This window comes from Pseudomonas sp. Pse1 (assembly GCF_024519635.1).
GTDB lineage: Bacteria > Pseudomonadota > Gammaproteobacteria > Pseudomonadales > Pseudomonadaceae > Aquipseudomonas.
Window position 1 is genome coordinate 547,329 of sequence record NZ_JALJRO010000001.1, and the last position, 21,295, is coordinate 568,623.

Sequence of the window (21,295 nt, forward strand, 5' to 3'; positions counted from 1 at the left end):
CTGAATTGTTTCGGGTCTTACTTCAGAAACCCCAGATCCAACGGGTAATCGAGGATGATCCGCGTCTGGTCGAGGTCATTGGCAATCGCGCCATAATCCCCGCCGGTGCGCATCGAGGCGAGCATCAGGCGTAGCGAAAGGTTTTTCGCCGGGCCTGACTGCACCACGTACTTGACCCACAGATCACGCTCCCACTGCGAACCGTCGCGCACCGCCTGGTAGCGCGAATAGGCGCCGCCGGCATCGCGGCCGTCGATGTCGGTACCGCGAATGTAGCGGGCGGTGAAGGTCAGGCCGGGTACGCCGAGCACGGCGGCATCCAGGTCATAGCGGGCACTCCAGGCCTTTTCGTTGGGGCTGTTGAAGTCACTGCCCTGGGACGCTGCATCCAGTTCAATATCAAAACTGTTCCAGACATAGTCAAAGGGCTGGTCGCCATCGATCTGCGTATACGCCAATTCAAACTTGTGCCCGGCCAGCGCATACCCCACCCGGGTGCTCCAGGCATCGTTGCGAATATCCCCCAACAACGCCGCGCCGGTATTACGGGTGCGGTAGTAATTGACCCCGGTGTTAACCACACCGCCGACATTTAATGGCAGGCGATAATCAATCGAGGCAAATTGCTGATTCCAGATATCGTCCAGTTCGGAACCGAAGAGTTTGATCTTGACGTTATTGATCCCGCTATAAATACCGCCGTAGTAACTGACAAACTCACTGTCCGGCTGACGCCCGCTGTAAGCCGTGCCCAGATCCCCACCGTGATTCGGTTGCGCCCGATCGCTGCTGGAAACAAACCGCCCGCCACTCAGGGTCAAGCCTTCAATTGAGCGGTCCGTGGCATTCCAACCCCTGAGGGTTTGTGGCAGCAGACGAATATCACCGTACTTGAGCACCGGCGAATCGGGGAACAGGTCGCCGTAGGCCAGTTCAGTCTGACCAACACGCATCTTCACCGCGCCACCGGCCTTGGAGTAGCCGCTTTTCGGCTCGCCGTCGTTATCCCGCGAGACGATGCCGCCATTACCGATGCCATCACCGACCCGGCCATTGCCGCCATCGAGCTTCAGGGCGCCCATGTAATGCGCATCCAGGCCAAACCCCACCAAGCCCTGGGTAAAACCGGAGTTGAACTTGGCCAGCACCCCTTGTGCCCACTCCTGGCGATAACTTTGCCGCTCGCCCTCTGGGTTGCGGTAACTGCCGTTACGGTTATCGGCGTTCCAGTAGAAGTTGCGCAGCCCCACCGAAGTGCTGCTGTCTTCAATAAAGCCCGATTCAGCCGCGCTCACGGTTGCACTGTTCAGGCAGACACTGGCGCCGGCCATCAAGGTAAAAAGTTTGAACCACATGGTGTTGTTCCTTATTGCCAACGTTGAATAACGGCAGCGTTGAATTTTTATTGTTATTGACCAGGTGTCTGTGGATCAGGCAGCAGCAAGCCCGACCGCTAACTTGCGCCGAGGCGAAAGTTGCACCCTTGTTGTTTTAGGGAGTGCCCGGGCCGGCCAGCAGCCCGGGGAAAAGCCATCAGCGTGAAGCGGTCAAACCGTCGAAGAAGCGCTTGGCGTTTTCGTCGAGGGTGGCGATGTCGTAGCCGCCCTCCTGCACCACCACGCACGGCAGGCCGAGGGCCTTGATCCGCTGGCCGAGGATGCGGAAGCCTTCGTGGGTGACAGCGACTTTGGACTGCGGATCGTTTTCATAGATGTCGAAGCCCAGGGACAACACCAGTACGTCCGGGGCAAAGTCGCGCAGTGCCGTCTCTGCCTGATCCATGCAAGCGAAGAAATCCGCCTCGCTGGAGCCGTGGGCCATGGGCAGATTGAGGTTAAAGCCCTCGCCACGCCCTGTGCCAATCTCATCGTCGAAACCGGCCACCACCGGGTAAAAGTTGGTCGGATCGCCATGGATCGACACGTAGAGCACATCGTCGCGCTCGTAGAAGATCTCCTGGATGCCCTGGCCGTGGTGCATGTCGGTGTCGAGCACCGCGACCTTGGCAAACTTGCCGCGCAACACCTGAGCGGCAATCGCCGCGTTGTTGAGGAAGCAGAAACCGCCTGCGCCCTCGGCCCGGGCATGGTGCCCAGGTGGACGGCACAGGGCGTAAGCCGCCTGGTCGCCTTCGATAATCGCGTGGGCTGCGGCCACTGCACTCTGCGCCGACCAGTAGGCCGCCTGCCAGGTGTGCCGGCCAATCGGGCAACTGCCATCGGCCAGGTAACGCGCGGTCTTGCCGAGGATTCCGCGCAGTGGATTGCCTTCGCGGATATAGATGTTCGACATCACCTCGTCGCCCCAATCCTCCGGCACTTCGTGCCACTGCTGGTAGGCGCTGCTCAGGTAGTCCAGGTAGGCCGGGCTGTGCACCGCAGCGAGCGGCGCCTGGCCGTGGTCGGCCGGTTCCAGCAGCGGGTAACCCAGTTGCTCGACCACCGCCAGCAGCGGATCGATGCGTTGAGGGATCTCCTGCGGCTCACGCATCTGCCCGCGCGACAGGTAGGAACGAGGATGGTGCAGGCGCTGGGCCGGGTGGAAAAACGTCTTCATAGATGAACCTCATGCCGTTTCAGACTGCGCGCCAGACCCACTGGCGAGCGCAGTGATTAATCCGTTGTCCGTTCAATAACCCTGTTCGGGATCGACCAGATTGTTCAATGTCAGCCCTGCACTCAGCCGCACCACGTTGTCGCTCACCTGCCGGGCGATGCACAGGTCCGAGGCGGCGGACGCCATGTGCGGCGTCACCCAGACCCCCGGCGTGCGCCACAGCGGCGAATCCGCGGGCAACGGTTCCTGCTCGAACACATCGAGCAAGGCACCGCGCAACTGCCCACTGGCCAGGGCCTGCTGCAGGTCCGGGTGATTCAGGTGTTGGCCACGACCGCAGTTGATCAGCGCGCTGCCCGGCGCCATGTGCCGGAACACCTCGCGACCCAGCACGCCTTCGGTGGCGGCGGTCAGCGGCAGCAGGTTGACCAGCACATCCAGCTCTTCCAGAAATGCCGGCAGCGCGGCGGCGCCGTCAAAGGTGCTGACGCCGTCAATCAGCCGGGGCGTCCGCGCCCAACCGCGCACAGCGTAGCCGGCCTCGGCCAGACGCACGGCCACCGGCGCGCCAATCGCCCCCAGGCCCATGACCCCGACCCTGAAATCCTCAGCCTTGCGCTGCACTGGGCGCTGCCAGTGTTGCCGGGGGTGGCCGGCGATGACCTGGTCGAAGCCGCGATGAAAGTGCAGCACGCCCCAGTGCACGTACTCGCTCATGCCCAGGGTGTGATCCGGATCGACCACGCGGCACACCGGCACCGACGGATCGCGCGACGGGTCCTGGGCCAGGTGATCGACCCCCGAGCCAATCGAATAGACCAGGCGCAGGTTGCCCAGGGCGCCGAGGCTGCCCGCCGGGGGAAACCAGCACAGCGCAACCTCGGCCTGGTCCGCACCGGGATCTTCAGGGCGCAACACCGGCAACTCTGGCGCATGGCGGGCGAAAAGCGTGGCCAGCCAATCGGTCAGCGCCGGGTTCTGGCATAACAAGACGATAGCGGCCATGGTCAGCTGCACCACTCGGCACGCTGCCCGTCGATCAGACTGAGCGCCGCCTGCCAGGCCAGGTCGATAATCCCGTCGATGCCGTCACGGCCAAACTGCGCGGCAGTGTGTCGACACACGGCTTCATCGGGAATGTTCAGCGCCACGCCACAGGACAGCGCCTGGATCTGTGCCTGGCAGGCACGTTCGAGGAAGTAGATCTCGTGGAACGCCGCCGCCACGCTACCGCCGGCCGCCAGCAGGCCGTGGTTGCGCAGGATCATCGCCTTGTGCGAACCGAGATCCGCCACCAGTCGCTCGCGCTCGGCCATCGACAGGGCGATGCCTTCGTAGGTGTGGTACGCCAGGTTGCCGTAGAACTTCAGCGCGTGCTGGGTCAGCGGCAACAGACCATCGCGCTGGGCCGCCACCGCCATGCCCGCTGCGGTGTGGGTATGGATGATGCAGTGCAGGTCCGGACGCGCCTCATGGATCGCCGAATGGATGACGAAGCCGGCTGCGTTGACGTGGCCGCTGGCATGGCTGTCGATCACCTTCCCTTCCAGGTCGATTAGCACCAGGTCGCTGGCACGCATTTTCTCGAACGCCACGCCGTAGCGATTGATCAGGAAATGTCGCTGCGGTCCCGGCACCCGCAGGGTGATGTGGGTGTCGATCAGGTCGGTCATACGGTAGTAGGCGATCAGCCGATACAGCGCCGCCAGTTCGCAGCGCGACTGCCATTCGATCTCGGACATGCCAGTGGGCTTGCTCATTAAACAGCTCCTTGGGAAACAGTCAGCGGCAGCGGCCTGGCATTGGCGCTACGCAGATGTGCCAGGCCGAGTACGCCAACCAGCGACATCACAGCCAGCACGCTGAAGAAAATTGCCAGCGGCCACCACTGCCCGGCGAAGTAGCCGGCGAGGAAGGTGCCGATCAGCGGGGTCAGGCCACCGGTCAAGCCGCTGCCTAACTGGTAGGCGATCGAGATGCCGGAGTAGCGCACCCGGGCATGAAAGGCTTCGGCCATGTAGCCGGCGATCACCGCGTACAGCGCCGCCAACAGCAGTACGGCCAAGGCGATGCCGGCGGTCATGTAGAACAGATTGCCGGTCTGCACCAGCAGGAACATCGGGTACGGCACCAGGATGCACAGGCTCGCCACCCACTTGAGAAAGCGCCCCTCGCCGAGGCGTTCGGCGAGCAGTGCCGAGCAGGGTTGGGAGAGAAACTGCAGGATGGTGACCACGAACAGGCAGTCGAGGATGGTGGTCTTGGCGATGCCCTGATACTGGGTGACGTAGGTGATCATGAAGGTGTTGGTGAAGAAGAAACCGCCGGAGCCAATGGTCACTGCCAGGGCTGCGAACAGAATGCTTTTCCAGTCCTTGCGGATCACTTCCAGCACTGGGTTTGCGACGGTCTGGCCGCTGTCCTTGACCTCGGCGAACTCCGGCGATTCCGGCACGCCGAAACGAATAGCCAGGCCGACCATCATCAGCACCCCGCTCATCAGGAACGGAATCCGCCAGCCCCAACTCATCAGCGCGTCCTGCTCCATGGAGCTGATGCAACGGAAGGCGATCAACGCCAACAACAGGCCCGCCGGGCTGCCCCACTGGGCGAACGAGGCGAAGAACACTTTGCGTCCCTTGGGTGCGTGTTCGCTGGCCATCAACACCGCCCCGCCCCACTCGCCACCGACCGAGATGCCTTGCAGCAAGCGCAGGAACACCAGGCCGATGGGTGCCCAGATACCGGCCTGGGCGTAGGTCGGCAACAGGCCGATGCAGGTAGTGGCGACGCCCATCAGGACGATGGTCAGCAGGAGCATTTTCTTGCGCCCGAGGCGATCACCGAGGTGACCGAAGACCATGCCGGCGAACGGCCGGGCGATAAAGCCCACGGCGAAGCTGCCGAACGCCGCCATGGTGCTGAGCATCGGGTTTTCACTGGGGAAGAACAGTTGGCCAAGAACCAGCGCTGCCGCGAAGGCATAGATGTAGAAGTCGTAGAATTCGATGGTGGTGCCGATAAAGGCCGCTGCCGCGGCACGGCGCGGGCTTGAGGGGGTATGCGTCATCTGAGGCTCCTGGGCGTCATTGTTATAAGCAGGAGGAAAGTCGGGTCATGCCCTGGGCATGTTGTTCGCACTCTGGCGGTGCGTTGCTGGATCTTGCGCCAAGCCCTATGCTAGGAAAAGCTTCTAATCTAAATACTCAAGTATAAGCCAGCACAATAATGACCACGCCCTCTTCCCCCGTGTTACGTGCTCCCGACGCCAAGCGTTTTCTCAACGACCGCCTCGACTGGAACCTGTTGCGCACCTTCCTGGTGATTGGCCAGGAAGGCAGCATCAGCCGCGCTGCCGCCCGCCTGCACCTGAGCCAGCCGGCCGTCAGCCAGGCCCTGCGCCGCCTCGAAGAGCAACTGGACAGCGCGCTGGTGGTGCGCCGCGGGCCGCGCATCAGCCTGTCGAAGGCCGGTGAAGAAGTGATGCAGATCGCTGCCGAACTGTACGGCACGGTCTCGCGTCTCGGCCCGGCTCTGGATTCACCCGCCGAGACGGTGGTGGGCAAGATCCGCATGCTGACCATCAGCCGTATCCAGTCGCGCTGCTACGATGAATTCCTCGCCCAGTTTCACCTTGAGTTCCCGCAGGTGGAATTTGAAGTGGACGTGCTGCGCAGCTCCGATGTGGCCAGCGCGCTGTTGCAGAAAACCGCTTCGTTCGGCCTGAGCCTGTGCCGCACGCCGCAGCCGAAACTGGAGCAGCGGGTACTGTTGCAGCAGCGCTATGCGTTTTTCTGCGGCAAGCGTCACCGCTTGTTTGGCCGCACTAACCTGACCCTGGCGGACTTGCAGAGTGAGAATTTTGTCAGTTTTACCAGCGACCAGATTGGCGGCAACCTGTCTCCGCTGACGGTGTTTCGTGATCAGCAGGGGTTCACCGGACGCATCGTCGCCTCGACCCCGAGCCTCGACGAGATCCGCCGCTTGGTGGGTGCGGGTTATGGCATCGGTTGCCTGCCGGAGCACATCGTCGAGGATGACGTGCAGGCCGGCGAAGTCTGGCGCCTGCCGCCGGCTGAGGGGGTGATTGATGTGAACGTGTATTTGCTGTGGAACCGTGAGCAGAAGCTGACTCGGGCTGAGTCGGTGTTTCTGGAGCGGTTTGAGCAGATGTTGATGGTGACGGATATGGCGGAGCGGTTTTAGTTAGGGTGGGTTGACCATGTATTTATGCCCGTGTGGGAGCTAGCCTGCTAGCGATGGCTCCCCCGCGCTTATATCATTCCGAATGATAGTTACCTTCGCCTCATTCGATTCGTGAGATAGAGCCTCGCGACGCATTATCCGCCCATCTCAATACAGTGGCGGAGTTATCCATGGAACAGTCTCTCAAACATTTGCGCTTGCCCTTGGCCGCCCTTGCCGTGCTGGTCATGAGCGCCTGCGGCAAAGCCCCGGAAACAGCCGGTTCGATGCCGCCGGCCAAGGTCAGTGTGGCCAAGGTGCTGGAGCAGCCGGTCAACGAGTGGGATGAGTTCACCGGCCGCCTCGAAGCGCCGGAAACCGTGGAGATCCGTCCACGGGTCTCCGGGCAGATTGATGAAGTGGCCTTCAGCGAAGGCGCCCTGGTGAAAAAGGGTGATTTGCTGTTTCAGATCGACCCACGGCCGTTCCAGGCTGAAGTCCGCCGCCTCGAAGCACTGGTGGCCCAAGGTCGCGCCAACGCCACTCGCAGTGAAAACGAAGCCCAGCGCGGCGAGCGCCTGCGTACCAGCAATGCGATTTCCGCCGAGTTGGCCGACTCGCGCACCAGCGCCGCCCAGGAAGCCCGGGCTGCAGTCGGCGCGATTCAGGCACAACTGGACCTGGCTAAGCTCAATCTGAGCTTCACCCGGGTCACCGCGCCGATCAGTGGCCGCGTCAGCCGTGCAGAAATCACCGCCGGCAACCTGGTTACCGCCGATGTCACCGCGCTGACCAGCGTGGTTTCCACCGACAAGGTCTACGCCTACTTCGACGCCGATGAGCGGGTGTTCCTCAAGTACAGCCAGCTCGCCCGCCAGGGTCAACGCGGCCAGAGCACCCCGGTGTACCTCGGTCTGTCCAACGAAGACGGCAACCCGCATCTGGGCCAGATGAACTTCCTCGACAACCAGGTCAATCCCAAGACCGGCACCATTCGAGGTCGCGCGGTGTTCGACAACAGCAAGGGCGAATACACACCGGGCCTGTATGCACGCCTGAAACTGGTGGGCAGCGGCACCTATTCGGCGGTGCTGATCACCGACGAAGCGGTGGGCACCGACCTCGGCAAGAAGTTCGTGCTGGTGATGGACGGCAATAACAACTCGGTTTACCGCTCGGTGGAACTGGGGCCGAAGATCGAAGGCCTGCGCATCGTGCGCAGCGGCTTGAACAAGGACGACACGATCATCGTCAAGGGCTTGCAGCGGGTGCGTCCAGGCTCGCCGGTGACCCCTGAAGTGGTGCAGATGGCCAGCCAGGAAACCCTCGCCGCCCTCGCCCAACAACGCCAGGCGCTCGAAGCCAGCAACCTGCCCCAAGTCGCGCCTGCCAAGGTTGCGCCGGGTGCGGCTGTGAAGCTCGCCGCTGCGACTCCACGCGGTTAAGGGATACAGACTCCAATGAATTTTTCCCAGTTCTTCATTTCCCGGCCGATCTTCGCCGCGGTGTTGTCGCTGCTGATCCTGATCGCCGGGGCGATCTCGCTATTCCAGCTGCCAATCAGCGAATACCCGGAAGTGGTGCCGCCGACCGTGGTGGTGCGCGCCAACTTCCCGGGTGCCAACCCCAAGGTCATCGGCGAAACCGTCGCCGCGCCGCTTGAGCAGGCGATCACCGGGGTCGAGAACATGCTGTACATGTCCTCGCAGTCCACCGCCGACGGCAAGATCACCCTGACCATCACCTTCGCCCTCGGCACCGACCTGGACAACGCTCAGGTGCAGGTGCAAAACCGCGTGACCCGCACCGAGCCCAAGCTTCCCGAGGAAGTGACGCGCATCGGTATCACCGTCGACAAGGCCTCGCCCGACCTGACCATGGTTGTGCACCTGACCTCGCCGGACAAACGCTACGACATGCTCTACCTGTCCAACTACGCGATCCTCAACATCAAGGATGAGCTGGCGCGCCTCGGCGGCGTCGGTGACGTGCAGTTGTTCGGCATGGGCGACTACTCGCTGCGGGTCTGGCTGGATCCGAACAAGACCGCGTCGCGCAACCTGACCGCTACCGACGTGGTCAACGCGATTCGTGAGCAGAACCGCCAAGTCGCTGCCGGTGCCCTCGGTGCGCCACCCGCGCCCAACGCCCAGAGTTTCCAGCTGTCGGTCAACACTCAGGGCCGTCTGGTCAGTGAGGAAGAATTCGAGAACATCATTATTCGCTCCGGCGATAACGGTGAGATCACTCGCCTGAAAGACATCGCCCGGGTCGAGCTGGGCTCCAGCCAGTACGCCCTGCGTTCGCTACTGAACAACCAGCCGGCGGTGGCGATCCCGATCTTCCAGCGCCCAGGCTCCAACGCCATCGAGATTTCCAACGAAGTCCGGGCGAAGATGGCCGAACTGAAACAGAACTTCCCCGAAGGCATGGACTTCAGCATCGTCTATGACCCGACGATCTTCGTCCGCGGCTCGATCGAAGCGGTGGTTCACACCCTGTTCGAAGCGCTGATCCTGGTGGTGCTGGTGGTGATCCTGTTCCTGCAGACCTGGCGCGCCTCGATCATTCCGTTGGTGGCGGTGCCGGTATCCTTGATCGGTACGTTTGCGGTGATGCACCTGTTCGGCTTCTCGCTCAACGCGCTGTCGCTGTTCGGCCTGGTACTGGCGATCGGTATCGTGGTGGACGACGCCATCGTGGTGGTAGAGAACGTCGAACGGAACATTGAACTGGGACTCAACCCCTTCGATGCGACCAAAAAGGCGATGGGCGAAGTGACCGGCCCGATCATTGCCACGGCGCTGGTGCTCTGTGCGGTGTTTATCCCGGCGGCGTTCATCTCCGGCCTGACCGGGCAGTTCTACAAGCAGTTCGCCTTGACCATTGCCATCTCGACCGTGATCTCGGCCTTCAACTCCCTGACTCTGTCCCCGGCCCTGGCCGCTGTATTGCTCAAACCCCATGACGCGCCCAAGGACCGTTTCTCGCGGATCCTCGACAAGCTGTTCGGCGGCTGGCTGTTCCGTCCGTTCAACCGCTTCTTCGATCGCGCCAGCCATGGTTACGTCAGCACCGTGGCCCGGGTTATCCGCAGCAGCGGCATCGCCCTGGTGCTGTATGCAGGCCTGATGGTGCTGACCTTCTTCGGCTTCTCCAGTACCCCGACCGGTTTCGTACCCGGCCAGGATAAGCAGTACCTGGTGGCCTTCGCCCAACTGCCGGACGCGGCCAGCCTGGACCGCACCGAAGACGTGATCAAGCGCATGTCCGACCTGGCGCTGAAACAGCCGGGCGTGGAAAGCGCCGTAGCCTTCCCCGGCCTGTCGATCAACGGCTTCACCAACAGCCCCAACGCCGGGATCGTGTTCGTCACCCTCAAGCCGTTCGATGAGCGCAAGGATCCGAGCATGTCCGCCGGGGCCATTGCCGGTGCCTTGAACGGCCAGTTCGCGGATATTCAGGAAGCCTACATGGCGATCTTCCCACCGCCGCCGGTACAGGGCCTGGGCACCATTGGCGGGTTCCGCCTGCAGATCGAGGACCGGGGCAACCTGGGCTACGACGAGCTGTACAAAGAAACCATGAACATCATCAACAAGAGCCACAACGTGCCAGAACTGGCCGGGCTGTTCACCAGCTACACGGTGAACGTGCCGCAGGTCGATGCTGCCATCGACCGCGAAAAAGCCAAGACCCACGGCGTGGCCGTCAGCGACATCTTCGACACCCTGCAGATCTACCTGGGTTCGCTGTATGCCAACGACTTCAACCGCTTCGGCCGCACCTATCAGGTCAACGTCCAGGCCGAGCAGCAGTTCCGCCTCGAACCGGAGCAGATCGGCCAACTGAAAGTGCGCAACAACAAGGGCGAGATGATCCCGCTGGCGACCTTTATCAAGGTCAGCGACACCTCGGGGCCGGACCGCGTGATGCACTACAACGGCTTCATCACCGCTGAAATCAACGGTGCCGCCGCACCTGGCTACAGCTCGGGCCAGGCGGAAAAGGCCATCGAGAAGCTACTCAAGGAAGAACTGCCCAACGGCATGACCTACGAATGGACCGACCTGACCTACCAGCAGATTCTGTCCGGCAACACCGCACTGCTGGTGTTCCCGCTCTGCGTATTGCTGGCGTTCCTGGTGCTCGCGGCGCAGTACGAAAGCTGGAGCCTGCCATTGGCAGTGATCCTGATTGTGCCGACGACCCTGCTGTCGGCCATCACCGGGGTGATTCTGTCCGGCGGTGACAACAACATCTTCACGCAGATCGGCTTGATCGTACTGGTGGGGTTGGCGTGCAAGAACGCGATCCTGATCGTCGAGTTTGCCAAGGACAAGCAAGAGGAAGGCATGGATGCGCTGAGCGCGGTGCTGGAAGCCTGCCGCCTGCGTCTGCGGCCGATCCTGATGACCTCGTTCGCCTTCATCATGGGTGTGGTGCCCCTGGTGTTCTCCAGCGGCGCCGGTGCCGAAATGCGCCATGCCATGGGTGTTGCGGTGTTCTCCGGGATGCTTGGGGTGACCTTCTTCGGCCTGCTGCTGACGCCGGTGTTCTACCTGTTGATCCGTCGTTATGTGGAGCGCGGTGAAGCGCGCAAAGCCAACAAGGCCCTGCAACTGGAGGCGCAACAATGAGCCTGAAAGCGTTTCTGCCGAGCCTGCTGGCGCTGGCCCTGAGTGCCTGCGCCGTCGGCCCGGACTATCAGACGCCCGCCACCGAGGCCGCCAACATCACGGCGGCCACTGACGGCGCCAATGGCCAGAAAAACTTCGACCGTTCGCGCTTCGAAGGCATCTGGTGGCAGCAATTCGAGGATCCGATCCTCAACCAATTAGTCAGCACCTCGTTGCAGGGCAACCGTGAGTTGCGCGTGGCCTTTGACCGGCTGCGGGCGGCACGGGCGTTCCGCGACGACGTCAGCAACGACGCCATGCCGGTGATCACCAGCCGGGTCAGCAGTGACCTGGCCAAGGGGCAGATTCCCGGCCAGACCACCGACCGAGTCAACAGCGAACGCTATGACCTGGGCCTGGACATGGCCTGGGAGGTCGACCTGTTCGGCCGGATCCAGCGCAACCTGGAAGCGGCCGACGCCGACACCCAGGTGGCGGCGGCCGATCTCTATCAGTTGCAGGTGACGATGATTGCCGAACTGGTGGACGCCTACGGGCAACTGCGTGGCGCGCAACTGCGGGAGAAAATCGCCCTGGCCAACCTGCAGAACCAGCAGGAGTCGAGCAAGATCACCGTCAGCCTGCGCGATGCCGGGGTCGGCGATCAGCTCGACGTGGTCCGCGCCGACGCCCGCCTGGCTTCCGTGGAAGCCAGCGTGCCGCAATTGCAGGAAGTGCAGATCCGTCAACGCAACCGCATCGCCACCCTGCTCGGCGAGCGCCCGGACAAACTCAGCGTCGACCTGAGCCCGGCGAGTCTGCCGGCCATCGCCAAGGCCCTGCCGATTGGCGATCCGGGGCAACTGCTGCAACGCCGTCCAGACATCCAGAGCGCCGAACGCAAACTGGCCGCCGCCACCGCGCGCATTGGCGTAGCCAAGGCCGACCTGTTCCCTCGAGTCAGCCTCAGCGGCTTCCTCGGTTTCACCGCCGGGAGGGGTTCGCAGATCGGCTCATCTGCCGCGAACGCCTGGGCGCTGGGCCCGAGCATCACTTGGGCGGCCTTCGACCTGGGCAGCGTAAGGGCTCGCTTGCGCGCCGCGGATGCCAACGCCGATGGCGCCCTGGCGACCTACGAACAGCAAGTGCTGCTGGCATTGGAGGAATCGGAAAACGCGTTCTCTGACTACGGTAAACGGCAGCAGCGCCTGATTTCGCTGATCCGCCAGAGCGAGTCAAGTCGCGCCGCCGCCGACCTTGCGCAAATTCGCTATCGCGAAGGCACGGTGGACTTCCTGGTGCTGCTCGACGCCCAGCGCGAACGCCTTGCCGCAGAAGACTCCCAGGCCCAGGCCGAGGTCGATCTGTATCGTGGCATCGTCGCCATCTACAAAGCCCTCGGTGGCGGATGGCAACCCGAAATCGTGGCCAGCAACTAGACTTACCCGTGCTCCTTTGGTTGGCCGCAACCAACCAATTTTTAGCCCCGCGTCTCATTCGGTCGCGGGGCTTTTTTTGTTGTGTCAAGTGGAGATAAGGCTTTTGTGGGAGCCAGCCTGCTGGCGATGGGGCCATCAGCGACACCGCATCAACTTCATCGCTAGCAGGCTAGCTCCTACAGGGTCCGGTGCTGATCACCAGAGTTCAATTCATAGACCCCATCAATCACCCCGTCAGCCAGAACAATTGGACACCCTGCCCCCCACCTTCTAGCCTTCCATCACTGCGCAAACGCCAGTCAATGAGCTGAAGACCCACCCCATGATCGTCCGCCCCAAACCGCACCTGCTGGCCATCCTGTTTTCCCTCAAGGGCTCGATTGCCAAGCGCATTGCCCTGCGCAGCCTGTTGGTGACCTTGCTGGCCTCGGTCATCGTGCTGATTGAAACCTTGCACCCGGCGTACTTTTCCAAGGTCAACGCCACACCCTTTACGCTGCTGGGCTTATCCCTGTCGATCTTCATGAGCTTTCGCAACAACGCCTGCTACGACCGCTGGTGGGAGGGGCGCAAGCAGTTGGGGCAGATGATTATCGAGGTGCGCTCGTTGATCCGCGAAACCCAGGTACTCAAGGACGCGAATGAACGCGAGGGGTTGCTGCGCGAGTTATGCGGCTTCGCCCATGGCCTGATCGCCCGCCTGCGCCTCGAAGACGAAGCGCGGGCCATTGCGGCCTGGACCGACGTCAGCCACGACCTGCAGCACCCCAACCTCAGCGACCGTCTGTTGCAACGCATCGGCGCCCGCTGCTCGCGCCTGGCCGAGGATGGCCAGATCAGCGAATGGCGCTACACCCAACTGGAAACCCGGCTGGTCAGCCTGAGCCAGGTGCAGGCCTCATGTGAGCGGATCAAGAGCACGCCGTTGCCCTTTCCATACACTCTGCTGCTGCACCGCACCATCTACCTGTTCTGCATCCTCCTGCCCTTCGCCATGGCCGAACCCCTGGGCTGGCTGACGCCGGTGTTCACTGCCATCGTCAGCTACACCTTCTTCGGCCTGGACGAAATCGGCGACGACCTCGAAGATCCGTTTGGATTTGATGAAAACGATTTGCCGTGCAACGCCATCCTGCGCACCCTCGAACGCGAGGTGCTGGCGGCGTTGGGGGATGAAGAGCTGCCGCCGGCGTTGCTGCCCATTGAGTATGTGCTGGATTGATTGGGGTTTGACTGAACGCCACGTTTCGTCTGATATCCATTTCTGTCGCATTGTGGCGAAGGCATTTTCCCGGTGTACATATCCGTCACCGCGCAAATGAATATGTACACAGTCAACAGCGCCGCAGCCAATTCCCCCCCCTCGCAGTTTTCGGATAGCGCCACCTCCCCACCCCCGGCACCATGCGCGGCCCCATTCGCCACAGCCCATGGATAATCCTGTGAAACGCCTTTCTCGCCTGCTTCCAGTGGTCCTGCTTCTCGCCGTGACCGGTTGTACGACCATGCCCGATGCGCAAACCCATCACTCCGGCTTCCTTGACGACTACGCTCGCATGACCAAGGACCCGCAATGGCCCAAGAGCGAGGTGTGGGTCAAGCCCGGTCTCGAGCTGAGCCAGTCCTATCAGAAGCGGGTGTACATTGAGCCGCCACGCCTGTACTCCAGCGACACGGATCTCAAGCGCAACCCGGCCGAAACCCGCGCGATGCTCAAATACCTGAACCAGGCGATGATGCATCAGTTCCTCACCGCCGGTTATGAAGTCACCCGCCACCCGGAGCCCAACACCTTGATGCTGCGCACCGCTATCACCGGCAGCGAGCGTACGCCGCGTGACCTGTCGATCCCGGAATACCTGCCGATCGGCTTCGTCATCGGCGGCGCCATGCACCTGACCGGCACCCGCGACGAGAGCGTACGGATATTCTTCGAAGGCGAGATGCGTGACGCCAAGAGCCGCGAACTGCTGGCCCAGTCCGTCAGCGCCACCACTGGCAAAAACATCTCGCCATCGGCCGTGACCAAAATCGAGGACACCTACCCGGCCCTTGATGCCTGGGCCAAACAGCTACGGGAAAGGGCTGACCAGGCCTTCGCCAAGCCTGCCAGCAGCCACTGACCCACCCCATTGCATCAGGCTCATCCAGGTTGGCTAGACTGTGGCTGACGAGCAAAACTTCACGCACAACAGCGCCGCCAGAGGATCGACCATGAGCCATTCTTTCACCTTGAAAAACGGCTCCAGGGCGCTGTTCAACCCCGATGACTCGACACTGTCGATCACCACACCGCTGGGCGAAGTCCAGCACAGCACCCTCGGGCGCGCCGAATCGCGCCTGCTCGATCTGCTGCTGGCCGAGCCGGGGGTGATCAAGACCCGCGAGCAGATCATCGAACACACCTGGAATGATCGGGTAGTCGCCTCCGGCAGCCTGAACCAGGTGGTGTTCTCCCTGCGCAACCTGCTCAACGACAGCCGCGACCACGACATCCTGATGACCATCCCGCGGCGCGGCTACCGCTTCAACCCGCTGTATGTCCGCAACGGTGCTGACGCCGAGGCAGCGCCGACGGCAATCGAGCCCGAACCGCTCACCGCACCGGTTGCCGCGGCGCCTGCCGCCCCGATCAAACAGCCGCCGAACTGGCTGCGATTGGGCTATGCCTTCACCCTGCTCATGTGCCTGGCGACCCTGGCCCATTTCAGCCTGTCGTCGAAGACCCCGAGCATCGAAGTTGCCAGTACCCAACGCGGCAACCTGACCCTCAGCACCCTCGGCTCTACCCAGGATCAAGCCCAGGCCCTCGGCTCCGCCGTCGACAAACAACTGCACAACCTGCCCAGGGATCTGGCCGGACAGGTGTGGATTCACCAATCCAAGAGCAACTACTCGATCTCATGCATTCGCACCGACCAGACCACCCGCAACCTGCTGTTCAACCCCCAGCAACGACAACTGGCCGACGTCCTGGCGCAATGCCTGGAGGTCAGCCTGTGAGCCTGCGCGGCAAAACCCCCTGGCAGTGGCTGTTGCTGGCCCTGATCAACCTTGGCTGCCTGGGTGCCCTGTTCTACTCGCCGGTACCGTTCAACAGCAACAGCAACTTCCACACCCTGAGCCGGCAGTGGCTGGAGGATCAGAGCCAATTGAACACCGAGGAATTCCTCACCGTCAGCGAACATCGCATGACCCACTCGACCATCGAAAGCCTCAACGGGCAGCTGCGCAATGCCACCCTGACCGCCGATATCATCCACGCCAGCCCCAACGCCGTTGAAGTCAAAGTGGTGCGCGCGAAACTCAGCCAGGACAGCGAACTGTTCGCCATCGACAAGACCCCGGACCTGTTTTTTCGCCGCCAGTACGTGGTCCAGGAAGGCTCGACCCTCAACTACAGCTTCCTCGCCACTCCCAGCGACAACACCCTGTGTTTCTTCCAGCACGAGATGGATCGCCTGCGCTGCATGAACCACTGAAAGCGCGACAAATGACAATCAATGATTTGCTTTAAGCGCCCCGGACGCCGAGCCTGCTGCCTTTTCCCGACCCAGGAGACCCGCATGCTCAGCCGTCGCTTGAACGCCCTACCGCTCAAACAAAAAGTCCTGCTTTGCCTGTTCGCCTATCTCTGCGGGATCACTCTGGCCTGGCTGGTGGACATCTGAATCACCCGCCCCGCTGCCTCTTGCAACCGTCGACTCGCACTCATCAGGGTCTCGCCATGACGTCGCGCGCAATCAAATTTCACTACGCCGCCTTTACCCCGCAACTGGACATCAGCTACCGGCCGATCATCGACCGGCGCCACGATCGGCTGACCGGCGCCCTGGCACTGCCACGCTGGAGTCTGGACGGAATGATCGTGAAGCCTGCCACGCTCAGCGCAGCCGAATCCACCGAGGCGGTGCTGCGCCAGATCGCCGAGGACTACAGCGGCTATTTGTGGGCCTGCAAAAACTTTTCGATCCGCCTCGAACTCAGCCCCCAGACCCTTCTCAATCAACACTTTCCGGAAATGGTCGACTCGCTGCTCGCCCGCTATGGCATTCCTGCTCCGGCCATCACGTTCGGCCTCAGTAGCAGTTCGAGTCGCCGCCAACCAGTGGGCGCCTCGCGGATCAATGCCCCGCCGCTGTCGATCGCCGCCCTGGCCCGCCGCTATTTCTCCATCGCCAATGAAGCCCAAACCGTGCCGCGCTGAGCCAATAAGCATTAATGATTTTTATCAAGCCGTCCTGCCGGGCATTGTCCCGCTCAACACCTCACCCCCTTCATGTTTAAGGATTGCACTGCACATGCCATTTCGTAAGTTCGCCATCGCGTCCCTGATTTCGTTGCTGTCGTTGCCGGCATTGGCCGATGACAAGGGTTTCTATGTGGGCGCGGGCCTGACCCAGATCGAAACCGACAACAGCTCCCTGAGCGATGAAGACAACAGCTACAAGGTCTTTGCCGGCTACCGCGCCAATGGCTACCTGGCGTTCGAGGGCGCGATCGTCGATCTGGGTAAGTTCAAGGAAGATAACCTGGACTTCGAAGGCCATTCGGCGCAAGTCGCCGCCCATGTCGGCTTTCCCCTGGGCCAGCGCTTCCGTCTGTTCGGCAGCGTCGGGGCCCACGCCTGGGACGCCGACGGCAATGCCACCGACGACGACACCGGGGTCGACCTGACCTACGGCGCCGGGGTGGAAATGGACGTGTTCCGCAACATCGGCATCCGCGCCGAGTACGAAGTGCTGCAAGTCGGTGACATCGATCTGAATCAAACCACCGCCTCTGCCTTTATACTGTTCTGATACACACACCGGGCGCGCACCGTGTTCGCCCGGTTTGATCCTTTCAGACATCGTTTTGCGTTTTCCAGGCACCCTCACTGTCCAGCATGACTACCCTTGCGTCTCCCGCTCTGCTCACCCTCGAATCCGTAGCCCTGGACCAACTGTCCGTCGGCAATGACTTCTGGCGCATCGACTTCTCGTCCATCGAAAAAGATGCACGGGTGCAGCGCCTGCGCCACGTCCGCGGCCCACGCCTGCGCCACAGCCGCTTCGACCTCGGCTGTTCGATCAGCGCCGTCAGTAGCGTACCCGAAGGCCACGTCACCCTGGCCCTGTCGCAATCGGCCACCGGCCGGCCGACCTGGAACCAGCAACGGCTGCACCCCAACGAGCTGATGGTGTTGTACAGCGGCGAAGAAGTGCACTACCTGGGGGAGCCGGATGAAGCGCTGTTCACCGTCACCACCACCCTCGAACACTACGAGCAGTGCCGCCAAGCCCAGGGTGCTGTCGACGTGCTCAAGCAGCGTCGCGACCAGCGCTATCAGGCACCGGACCTGTGCTCGCTGAAATTGGCAGTGAATACCATCAGCGTCTCGCTGAACCAGCGCCATCCGCCCGATGCCTTGACCGGTGCGCAATGGGAAGCGACCTTGCTCAGTTCGCTGCTGCAGGCCCTCAGCCCTGCGCTCGAGTCGACCCGCGAGGCGCCGCTGCGGCGCAAAGTCGCCAGCCAGGCCATCGACTATTTGCACGCTCACGCCCACACCGCAGTGACCATGCAGCAACTGACCCAAACCCTCGGCACCCCGGGGCGCACCTTGCACCAGGGCTTTGTCGAGACCTTCGGCACCACGCCCATGGCTTACCTGCGCACACTGCGCCTGTCGAATGCCCGGCACGACCTGCTGACCCAGCGCTGGGCCACGGTCACCGAAACCGCCATGCAGTGGAATTTCTTCCATCTTGGGCGCTTCTCCCAGGACTATCAGCGCATCTACGGGGAAACGCCGTCACAGACGTTCCGCCGCAACAGCGCCTGACACCCCGTCGACGGTCGCGGCGACAAAAGGTTACGGGTAAGATGGCGGCCTGTCTTACCCCCCACCGCCCCACCGAATAAGTCGACCCCATGCCTTTCGAACTCAGCGTAGATCTCACCACCCTGGCCATTCTGGTCGCTGTCGCGTTCATTGCCGGTTTCATCGATGCCATTGCCGGCGGCGGTGGCCTGCTGACCACCCCGGCCCTGCTCACCGCCGGCCTGCCACCCCATCTGGTACTGGGCACCAACAAGCTCAGCGCGACCTTCGGCTCGGCCATTGCCAGCGTGACCTTCTACCGGCGCAAGCTGTTCCATCCAAGGCAGTGGGTGCACGCCATCGTCGGGACCCTGGTTGGCGCCTTGACCGGTGCGATCGTCGCCCACTACCTGCCGGCCGAATGGCTGAACAAGATGCTCCCGGTGATTGTCTTCGCCTGCGGCCTGTACCTGCTGTTCGGCGGCACGCCCAAGACGCCGACCGACAGCGATGCGCCGATCAAAAAGAAATGGCAGTCGAGCCAGGGCTTCAGCCTGGGTTTCTATGACGGCGTGGCCGGTCCGGGCACCGGGGCGTTCTGGACGGTCAGCAGCCTGCTGCTTTACCCCATCGATCTGGTCAAGGCCAGCGGCGTAGCACGCAGCATGAACTTTGTGAGCAACGCGGCGGCGCTGTCGGTGTTCATATTTTCCGGGCAGGTGGATTGGATCATCGGCGTAAGCATGGGCGTGGCAGTGATGGTCGGCGCCTTCTTTGGCGCACGCACCGCCATCAGCGGTGGGGCGAAGTTCATTCGCCCGGTGTTCATCACTGTGGTACTCGGCCTGACCGTGCGCCTAGCCTGGCAGCACTGGTTCAGCGTGGCCTAAGCGCCGCGCGACGTAGACGTCGATCAGGTAACGGGCAATCGAGCGCGACGCCGGCAACGGCGGCAGCGCGTGAATGTTGAACCACTGCGCGTCTTCGATCTCGTCGGCTTGCGGGACGATCTCGCCGCTGGCGTACTCGGCGTGAAAACCCAGCATCATCGAGTGCGGGAACGGCCAGCACTGGCTGCCCATGTACTGAATGTTCCTGACCTCGATCTGCACCTCTTCGCGCACCTCACGAATCAGACAGTCCTCGGCCGACTCCCCCGGCTCGGCAAACCCGGCCAGCGTGCTGTAGACCCCACTGACAAAACGCGGCGAACGCGCCAGCAGGATTTCGTCGCCACGGGTGATCAGTACGATCATGCTCGGTGAAATTCGCGGGTAACTGCGCAATTCGCACGGCGCGCAGAACATCGCCCGCTCACGCGGCACCTGGACCATGGCCTGACCGCAGTTGCCACAAAAGCGATGCTCGCGGGCCCAGGTGCCGATTTGCGCGGCATAGCCAAGCACCTTGTACAGGGTGTGATCGCCTTCGAGCATGAACGCTCGCAAGCCCTTCCAGTTGCAGCCCGGCACCTCACTGGCGGCTTTGAGTTCAAGCAGGTACACCGGCTCGCCGTCAAGGTGGCCGATGCCGTGTTCGGCGAGGACCGACAACTCCTGGCGCTTGAGCCATTCGCGGGGAAACAACGCGCCGTTGTCATCGAATAAAAAGCCCTCGGGGCTGCGGGCCACGGCCCAGCCGCCAGGGGTATCGGTGTCCAGTACTGCAGTGGTCCAGCGTGAAGTCATGTGCACTCAATCCAGAAATTCGGGTTTCTGTTTGCTCATATGGGCGGCCATGGCCACGCGCAGATCGTTGGATTGCAACATGGCGGCGTTCCAGGTGGCGATGTATTCCAGGCCATCGTTGATGCTGTGATCACGCATATAGCTGATCATTTCCTTGGTCCCGGCGATGGCGATCGGCGACTTGGCAGCGATCTCGCGGGCAATGCCCATTACCCCTTCCAGCAGGCTGGCGGCGTCCGGGTAAACCCGGTTGACCAGGCCGATGGCCTGAGCTTCCTCGGCACCAAAGGTGCGACCAGTGTAAGCCAGTTCGCGCAGCATGCCGTCACCGATGATGCGCGGCAAGCGTTGCAAGGTCCCGACGTCGGCGGCCATGCCGATATCGATTTCCTTGATCGAGAATTGCCCGTCAGCGGCGGCGTAGCGCATGTCGCAGGCGCTGATCAGGTCGATCGCGCCGCCCAGGCAATAACCCTGGATGGCTGCCAGCACTGGCTTGCGGCATTTGTCGACGGCATTGAACGAGGCCTGCAGGGCGAAAATCTTGCGGCGCAGTAGACGTGCGTTACGCCCGACGTCCTTGCCCATTTCCGTGGCCACCGAGGCCAGCATCATCAGATCGATGCCCGAGGAAAAGTGCTTGCCGGCACCGCTGATCACCACAGCGCGGACTTCATCGGTGTCGTCAATCCATTGGAAAATCTCGATGATCTCGGTCCAGAACGCGGCATTCATGGCGTTGATCTTTTCCGGGCGGTTGATCTGCACATGGGCGATGTTGTCCGCCAGTTCGACGCGAAAGGCTTGATATTCGGGCATGGCAGTAATCCTTGCTGGAGCTGGAAAAGAGCCCCGGACTATAGCAAGCCTGGGTTGACGGTCGAAGGCAGTGCATCGGCCAAAAGCAGGACTGAAAAAAACCGCGCCTGCTCGGGGCAGGCGCGGTCGGTTGCAGCCGGTAAAGGGATCAGTGCATGAACAGCGCGATCAGAATAATGATCG

The 21,295-nt window shown here is 62.2% G+C and carries 19 protein-coding genes; 12 read left to right on the forward strand and 7 right to left on the reverse strand.

Annotated elements, in window-relative coordinates; genetic code table 11:
* Positions 1–17: 17 nt before the first annotated feature.
* The 5 genes from NR126_RS02350 to NR126_RS02370 form a co-directional block, all read right to left on the reverse strand.
* Positions 18–1,355, reverse strand: coding sequence for an OprD family porin (locus NR126_RS02350; RefSeq protein WP_051550602.1), 1,338 nt, complete (start codon positions 1,353–1,355; stop codon positions 18–20).
* A 178-nt stretch (positions 1,356–1,533) separates the two neighbouring features.
* Complete coding sequence (locus tag NR126_RS02355; RefSeq protein ID WP_027620785.1) at positions 1,534–2,556, reverse strand: histone deacetylase family protein; 1,023 nt, start codon at positions 2,554–2,556, stop codon at positions 1,534–1,536.
* A gap of 72 nt (positions 2,557–2,628) precedes the next feature.
* Positions 2,629–3,561: a glyoxylate/hydroxypyruvate reductase A gene (locus NR126_RS02360; protein ID WP_256829612.1), complete on the reverse strand. Its 933-nt coding sequence runs from the start codon at positions 3,559–3,561 to the stop codon at positions 2,629–2,631.
* 2 nt (positions 3,562–3,563) lie between these two features.
* The gene (locus tag NR126_RS02365) at positions 3,564–4,316 is read right to left on the reverse strand and encodes a class II aldolase/adducin family protein (RefSeq protein ID WP_256829613.1); all 753 of its coding nucleotides are present in this window, start codon (positions 4,314–4,316) and stop codon (positions 3,564–3,566) included.
* Positions 4,316–5,626 carry an MFS transporter gene (locus NR126_RS02370; protein WP_027620782.1) on the reverse strand — a complete coding sequence of 437 codons (1,311 nt, stop codon included), beginning with the start codon at positions 5,624–5,626 and terminating at the stop codon, positions 4,316–4,318. The genes NR126_RS02365 and NR126_RS02370 overlap by 1 nt, the downstream gene beginning before the upstream one ends.
* Positions 5,627–5,784: 158 nt before the next feature.
* Here NR126_RS02370 and NR126_RS02375 point away from each other — a divergent pair, with 158 nt between their 5' ends.
* The 12 genes from NR126_RS02375 to NR126_RS02430 all read left to right on the forward strand — a co-directional run bounded on the left by NR126_RS02375 (position 5,785) and on the right by NR126_RS02430 (position 19,495).
* A complete protein-coding gene (locus NR126_RS02375; RefSeq protein ID WP_027620781.1) occupies positions 5,785–6,762 on the forward strand; it encodes a LysR family transcriptional regulator in 978 nt (325 codons plus the stop codon).
* A gap of 170 nt (positions 6,763–6,932) precedes the next feature.
* A complete protein-coding gene (mexE, locus tag NR126_RS02380) occupies positions 6,933–8,186 on the forward strand; it encodes a multidrug efflux RND transporter periplasmic adaptor subunit MexE (protein WP_027620780.1) in 1,254 nt (417 codons plus the stop codon).
* Between the two features lie 15 nt (positions 8,187–8,201).
* Positions 8,202–11,381 (forward strand): efflux RND transporter permease subunit, encoded by a 3,180-nt coding sequence (locus NR126_RS02385; RefSeq protein WP_256829614.1) that lies wholly within the window; start codon positions 8,202–8,204, stop codon positions 11,379–11,381.
* Positions 11,378–12,799, forward strand: a complete 1,422-nt coding sequence (locus tag NR126_RS02390) for an efflux transporter outer membrane subunit (protein WP_027620778.1) — start codon at positions 11,378–11,380, stop codon at positions 12,797–12,799. The genes NR126_RS02385 and NR126_RS02390 overlap by 4 nt, the downstream gene beginning before the upstream one ends.
* A gap of 322 nt (positions 12,800–13,121) precedes the next feature.
* Positions 13,122–14,021, forward strand: coding sequence for a bestrophin family protein (locus tag NR126_RS02395; RefSeq protein WP_027620777.1), 900 nt, complete (start codon positions 13,122–13,124; stop codon positions 14,019–14,021).
* Positions 14,022–14,241: 220 nt separating this feature from the next.
* Complete coding sequence (locus NR126_RS02400; protein WP_051550601.1) at positions 14,242–14,922, forward strand: DUF3313 domain-containing protein; 681 nt, start codon at positions 14,242–14,244, stop codon at positions 14,920–14,922.
* A 91-nt stretch (positions 14,923–15,013) separates the two neighbouring features.
* Positions 15,014–15,802, forward strand: coding sequence for a helix-turn-helix domain-containing protein (locus tag NR126_RS02405; protein WP_256829615.1), 789 nt, complete (start codon positions 15,014–15,016; stop codon positions 15,800–15,802).
* Entirely contained in the window at positions 15,799–16,281 is a 483-nt protein-coding gene (locus NR126_RS02410) for a hypothetical protein (RefSeq protein WP_256829616.1), read from the forward strand. The genes NR126_RS02405 and NR126_RS02410 overlap by 4 nt, the downstream gene beginning before the upstream one ends.
* Positions 16,282–16,526: 245 nt before the next feature.
* Positions 16,527–17,006, forward strand: coding sequence for an EAL domain-containing protein (locus NR126_RS02415; protein ID WP_256829617.1), 480 nt, complete (start codon positions 16,527–16,529; stop codon positions 17,004–17,006).
* Positions 17,007–17,100: 94 nt separating this feature from the next.
* On the forward strand, positions 17,101–17,601 hold the full coding sequence (locus tag NR126_RS02420; protein ID WP_027620772.1) for an outer membrane beta-barrel protein: 501 nt from the start codon (positions 17,101–17,103) through the stop codon (positions 17,599–17,601).
* 86 nt (positions 17,602–17,687) lie between these two features.
* The gene (locus NR126_RS02425; protein WP_105756039.1) at positions 17,688–18,626 is read left to right on the forward strand and encodes a helix-turn-helix domain-containing protein; all 939 of its coding nucleotides are present in this window, start codon (positions 17,688–17,690) and stop codon (positions 18,624–18,626) included.
* 89 nt (positions 18,627–18,715) lie between these two features.
* Positions 18,716–19,495 (forward strand): TSUP family transporter, encoded by a 780-nt coding sequence (locus tag NR126_RS02430; RefSeq protein WP_027620770.1) that lies wholly within the window; start codon positions 18,716–18,718, stop codon positions 19,493–19,495.
* Here the strand turns inward: NR126_RS02430 and nudC are convergent.
* Both nudC and NR126_RS02440 read right to left on the reverse strand, forming a co-directional pair.
* A complete protein-coding gene (gene nudC / locus NR126_RS02435) occupies positions 19,463–20,293 on the reverse strand; it encodes an NAD(+) diphosphatase (protein ID WP_256829618.1) in 831 nt (276 codons plus the stop codon). The two genes, NR126_RS02430 and nudC, sit on opposite strands and share 33 nt — an antisense overlap.
* A gap of 6 nt (positions 20,294–20,299) precedes the next feature.
* Complete coding sequence (locus NR126_RS02440) at positions 20,300–21,112, reverse strand: crotonase/enoyl-CoA hydratase family protein (protein WP_027620768.1); 813 nt, start codon at positions 21,110–21,112, stop codon at positions 20,300–20,302.
* Positions 21,113–21,295: the final 183 nt, after the last annotated feature.

Bases quoted from the DNA above. Each gene is read 5' to 3' on its own strand.
- NR126_RS02425 (WP_105756039.1), top strand. From the start codon at position 17,688: ATGACTACCCTTGCGTCTCCCGCTCTGCTCACCCTCGAATCCGTAGCC.
- NR126_RS02420 (WP_027620772.1), top strand. From the start codon at position 17,101: ATGCCATTTCGTAAGTTCGCCATCGCGTCCCTGATTTCGTTGCTGTCG.
- NR126_RS02390 (WP_027620778.1), top strand. From the start codon at position 11,378: ATGAGCCTGAAAGCGTTTCTGCCGAGCCTGCTGGCGCTGGCCCTGAGT.
- NR126_RS02415 (WP_256829617.1), top strand. From the start codon at position 16,527: ATGACGTCGCGCGCAATCAAATTTCACTACGCCGCCTTTACCCCGCAA.
- NR126_RS02360 (WP_256829612.1), bottom strand. From the start codon at position 3,561: ATGGCCGCTATCGTCTTGTTATGCCAGAACCCGGCGCTGACCGATTGG.
- NR126_RS02395 (WP_027620777.1), top strand. From the start codon at position 13,122: ATGATCGTCCGCCCCAAACCGCACCTGCTGGCCATCCTGTTTTCCCTC.
- mexE (WP_027620780.1), top strand. From the start codon at position 6,933: ATGGAACAGTCTCTCAAACATTTGCGCTTGCCCTTGGCCGCCCTTGCC.
- NR126_RS02430 (WP_027620770.1), top strand. From the start codon at position 18,716: ATGCCTTTCGAACTCAGCGTAGATCTCACCACCCTGGCCATTCTGGTC.
- NR126_RS02365 (WP_256829613.1), bottom strand. From the start codon at position 4,316: ATGAGCAAGCCCACTGGCATGTCCGAGATCGAATGGCAGTCGCGCTGC.
- NR126_RS02405 (WP_256829615.1), top strand. From the start codon at position 15,014: ATGAGCCATTCTTTCACCTTGAAAAACGGCTCCAGGGCGCTGTTCAAC.
- NR126_RS02440 (WP_027620768.1), bottom strand. From the start codon at position 21,112: ATGCCCGAATATCAAGCCTTTCGCGTCGAACTGGCGGACAACATCGCC.
- NR126_RS02370 (WP_027620782.1), bottom strand. From the start codon at position 5,626: ATGACGCATACCCCCTCAAGCCCGCGCCGTGCCGCGGCAGCGGCCTTT.
- NR126_RS02355 (WP_027620785.1), bottom strand. From the start codon at position 2,556: ATGAAGACGTTTTTCCACCCGGCCCAGCGCCTGCACCATCCTCGTTCC.
- NR126_RS02385 (WP_256829614.1), top strand. From the start codon at position 8,202: ATGAATTTTTCCCAGTTCTTCATTTCCCGGCCGATCTTCGCCGCGGTG.
- nudC (WP_256829618.1), bottom strand. From the start codon at position 20,293: ATGACTTCACGCTGGACCACTGCAGTACTGGACACCGATACCCCTGGC.
- NR126_RS02350 (WP_051550602.1), bottom strand. From the start codon at position 1,355: ATGTGGTTCAAACTTTTTACCTTGATGGCCGGCGCCAGTGTCTGCCTG.
- NR126_RS02375 (WP_027620781.1), top strand. From the start codon at position 5,785: ATGACCACGCCCTCTTCCCCCGTGTTACGTGCTCCCGACGCCAAGCGT.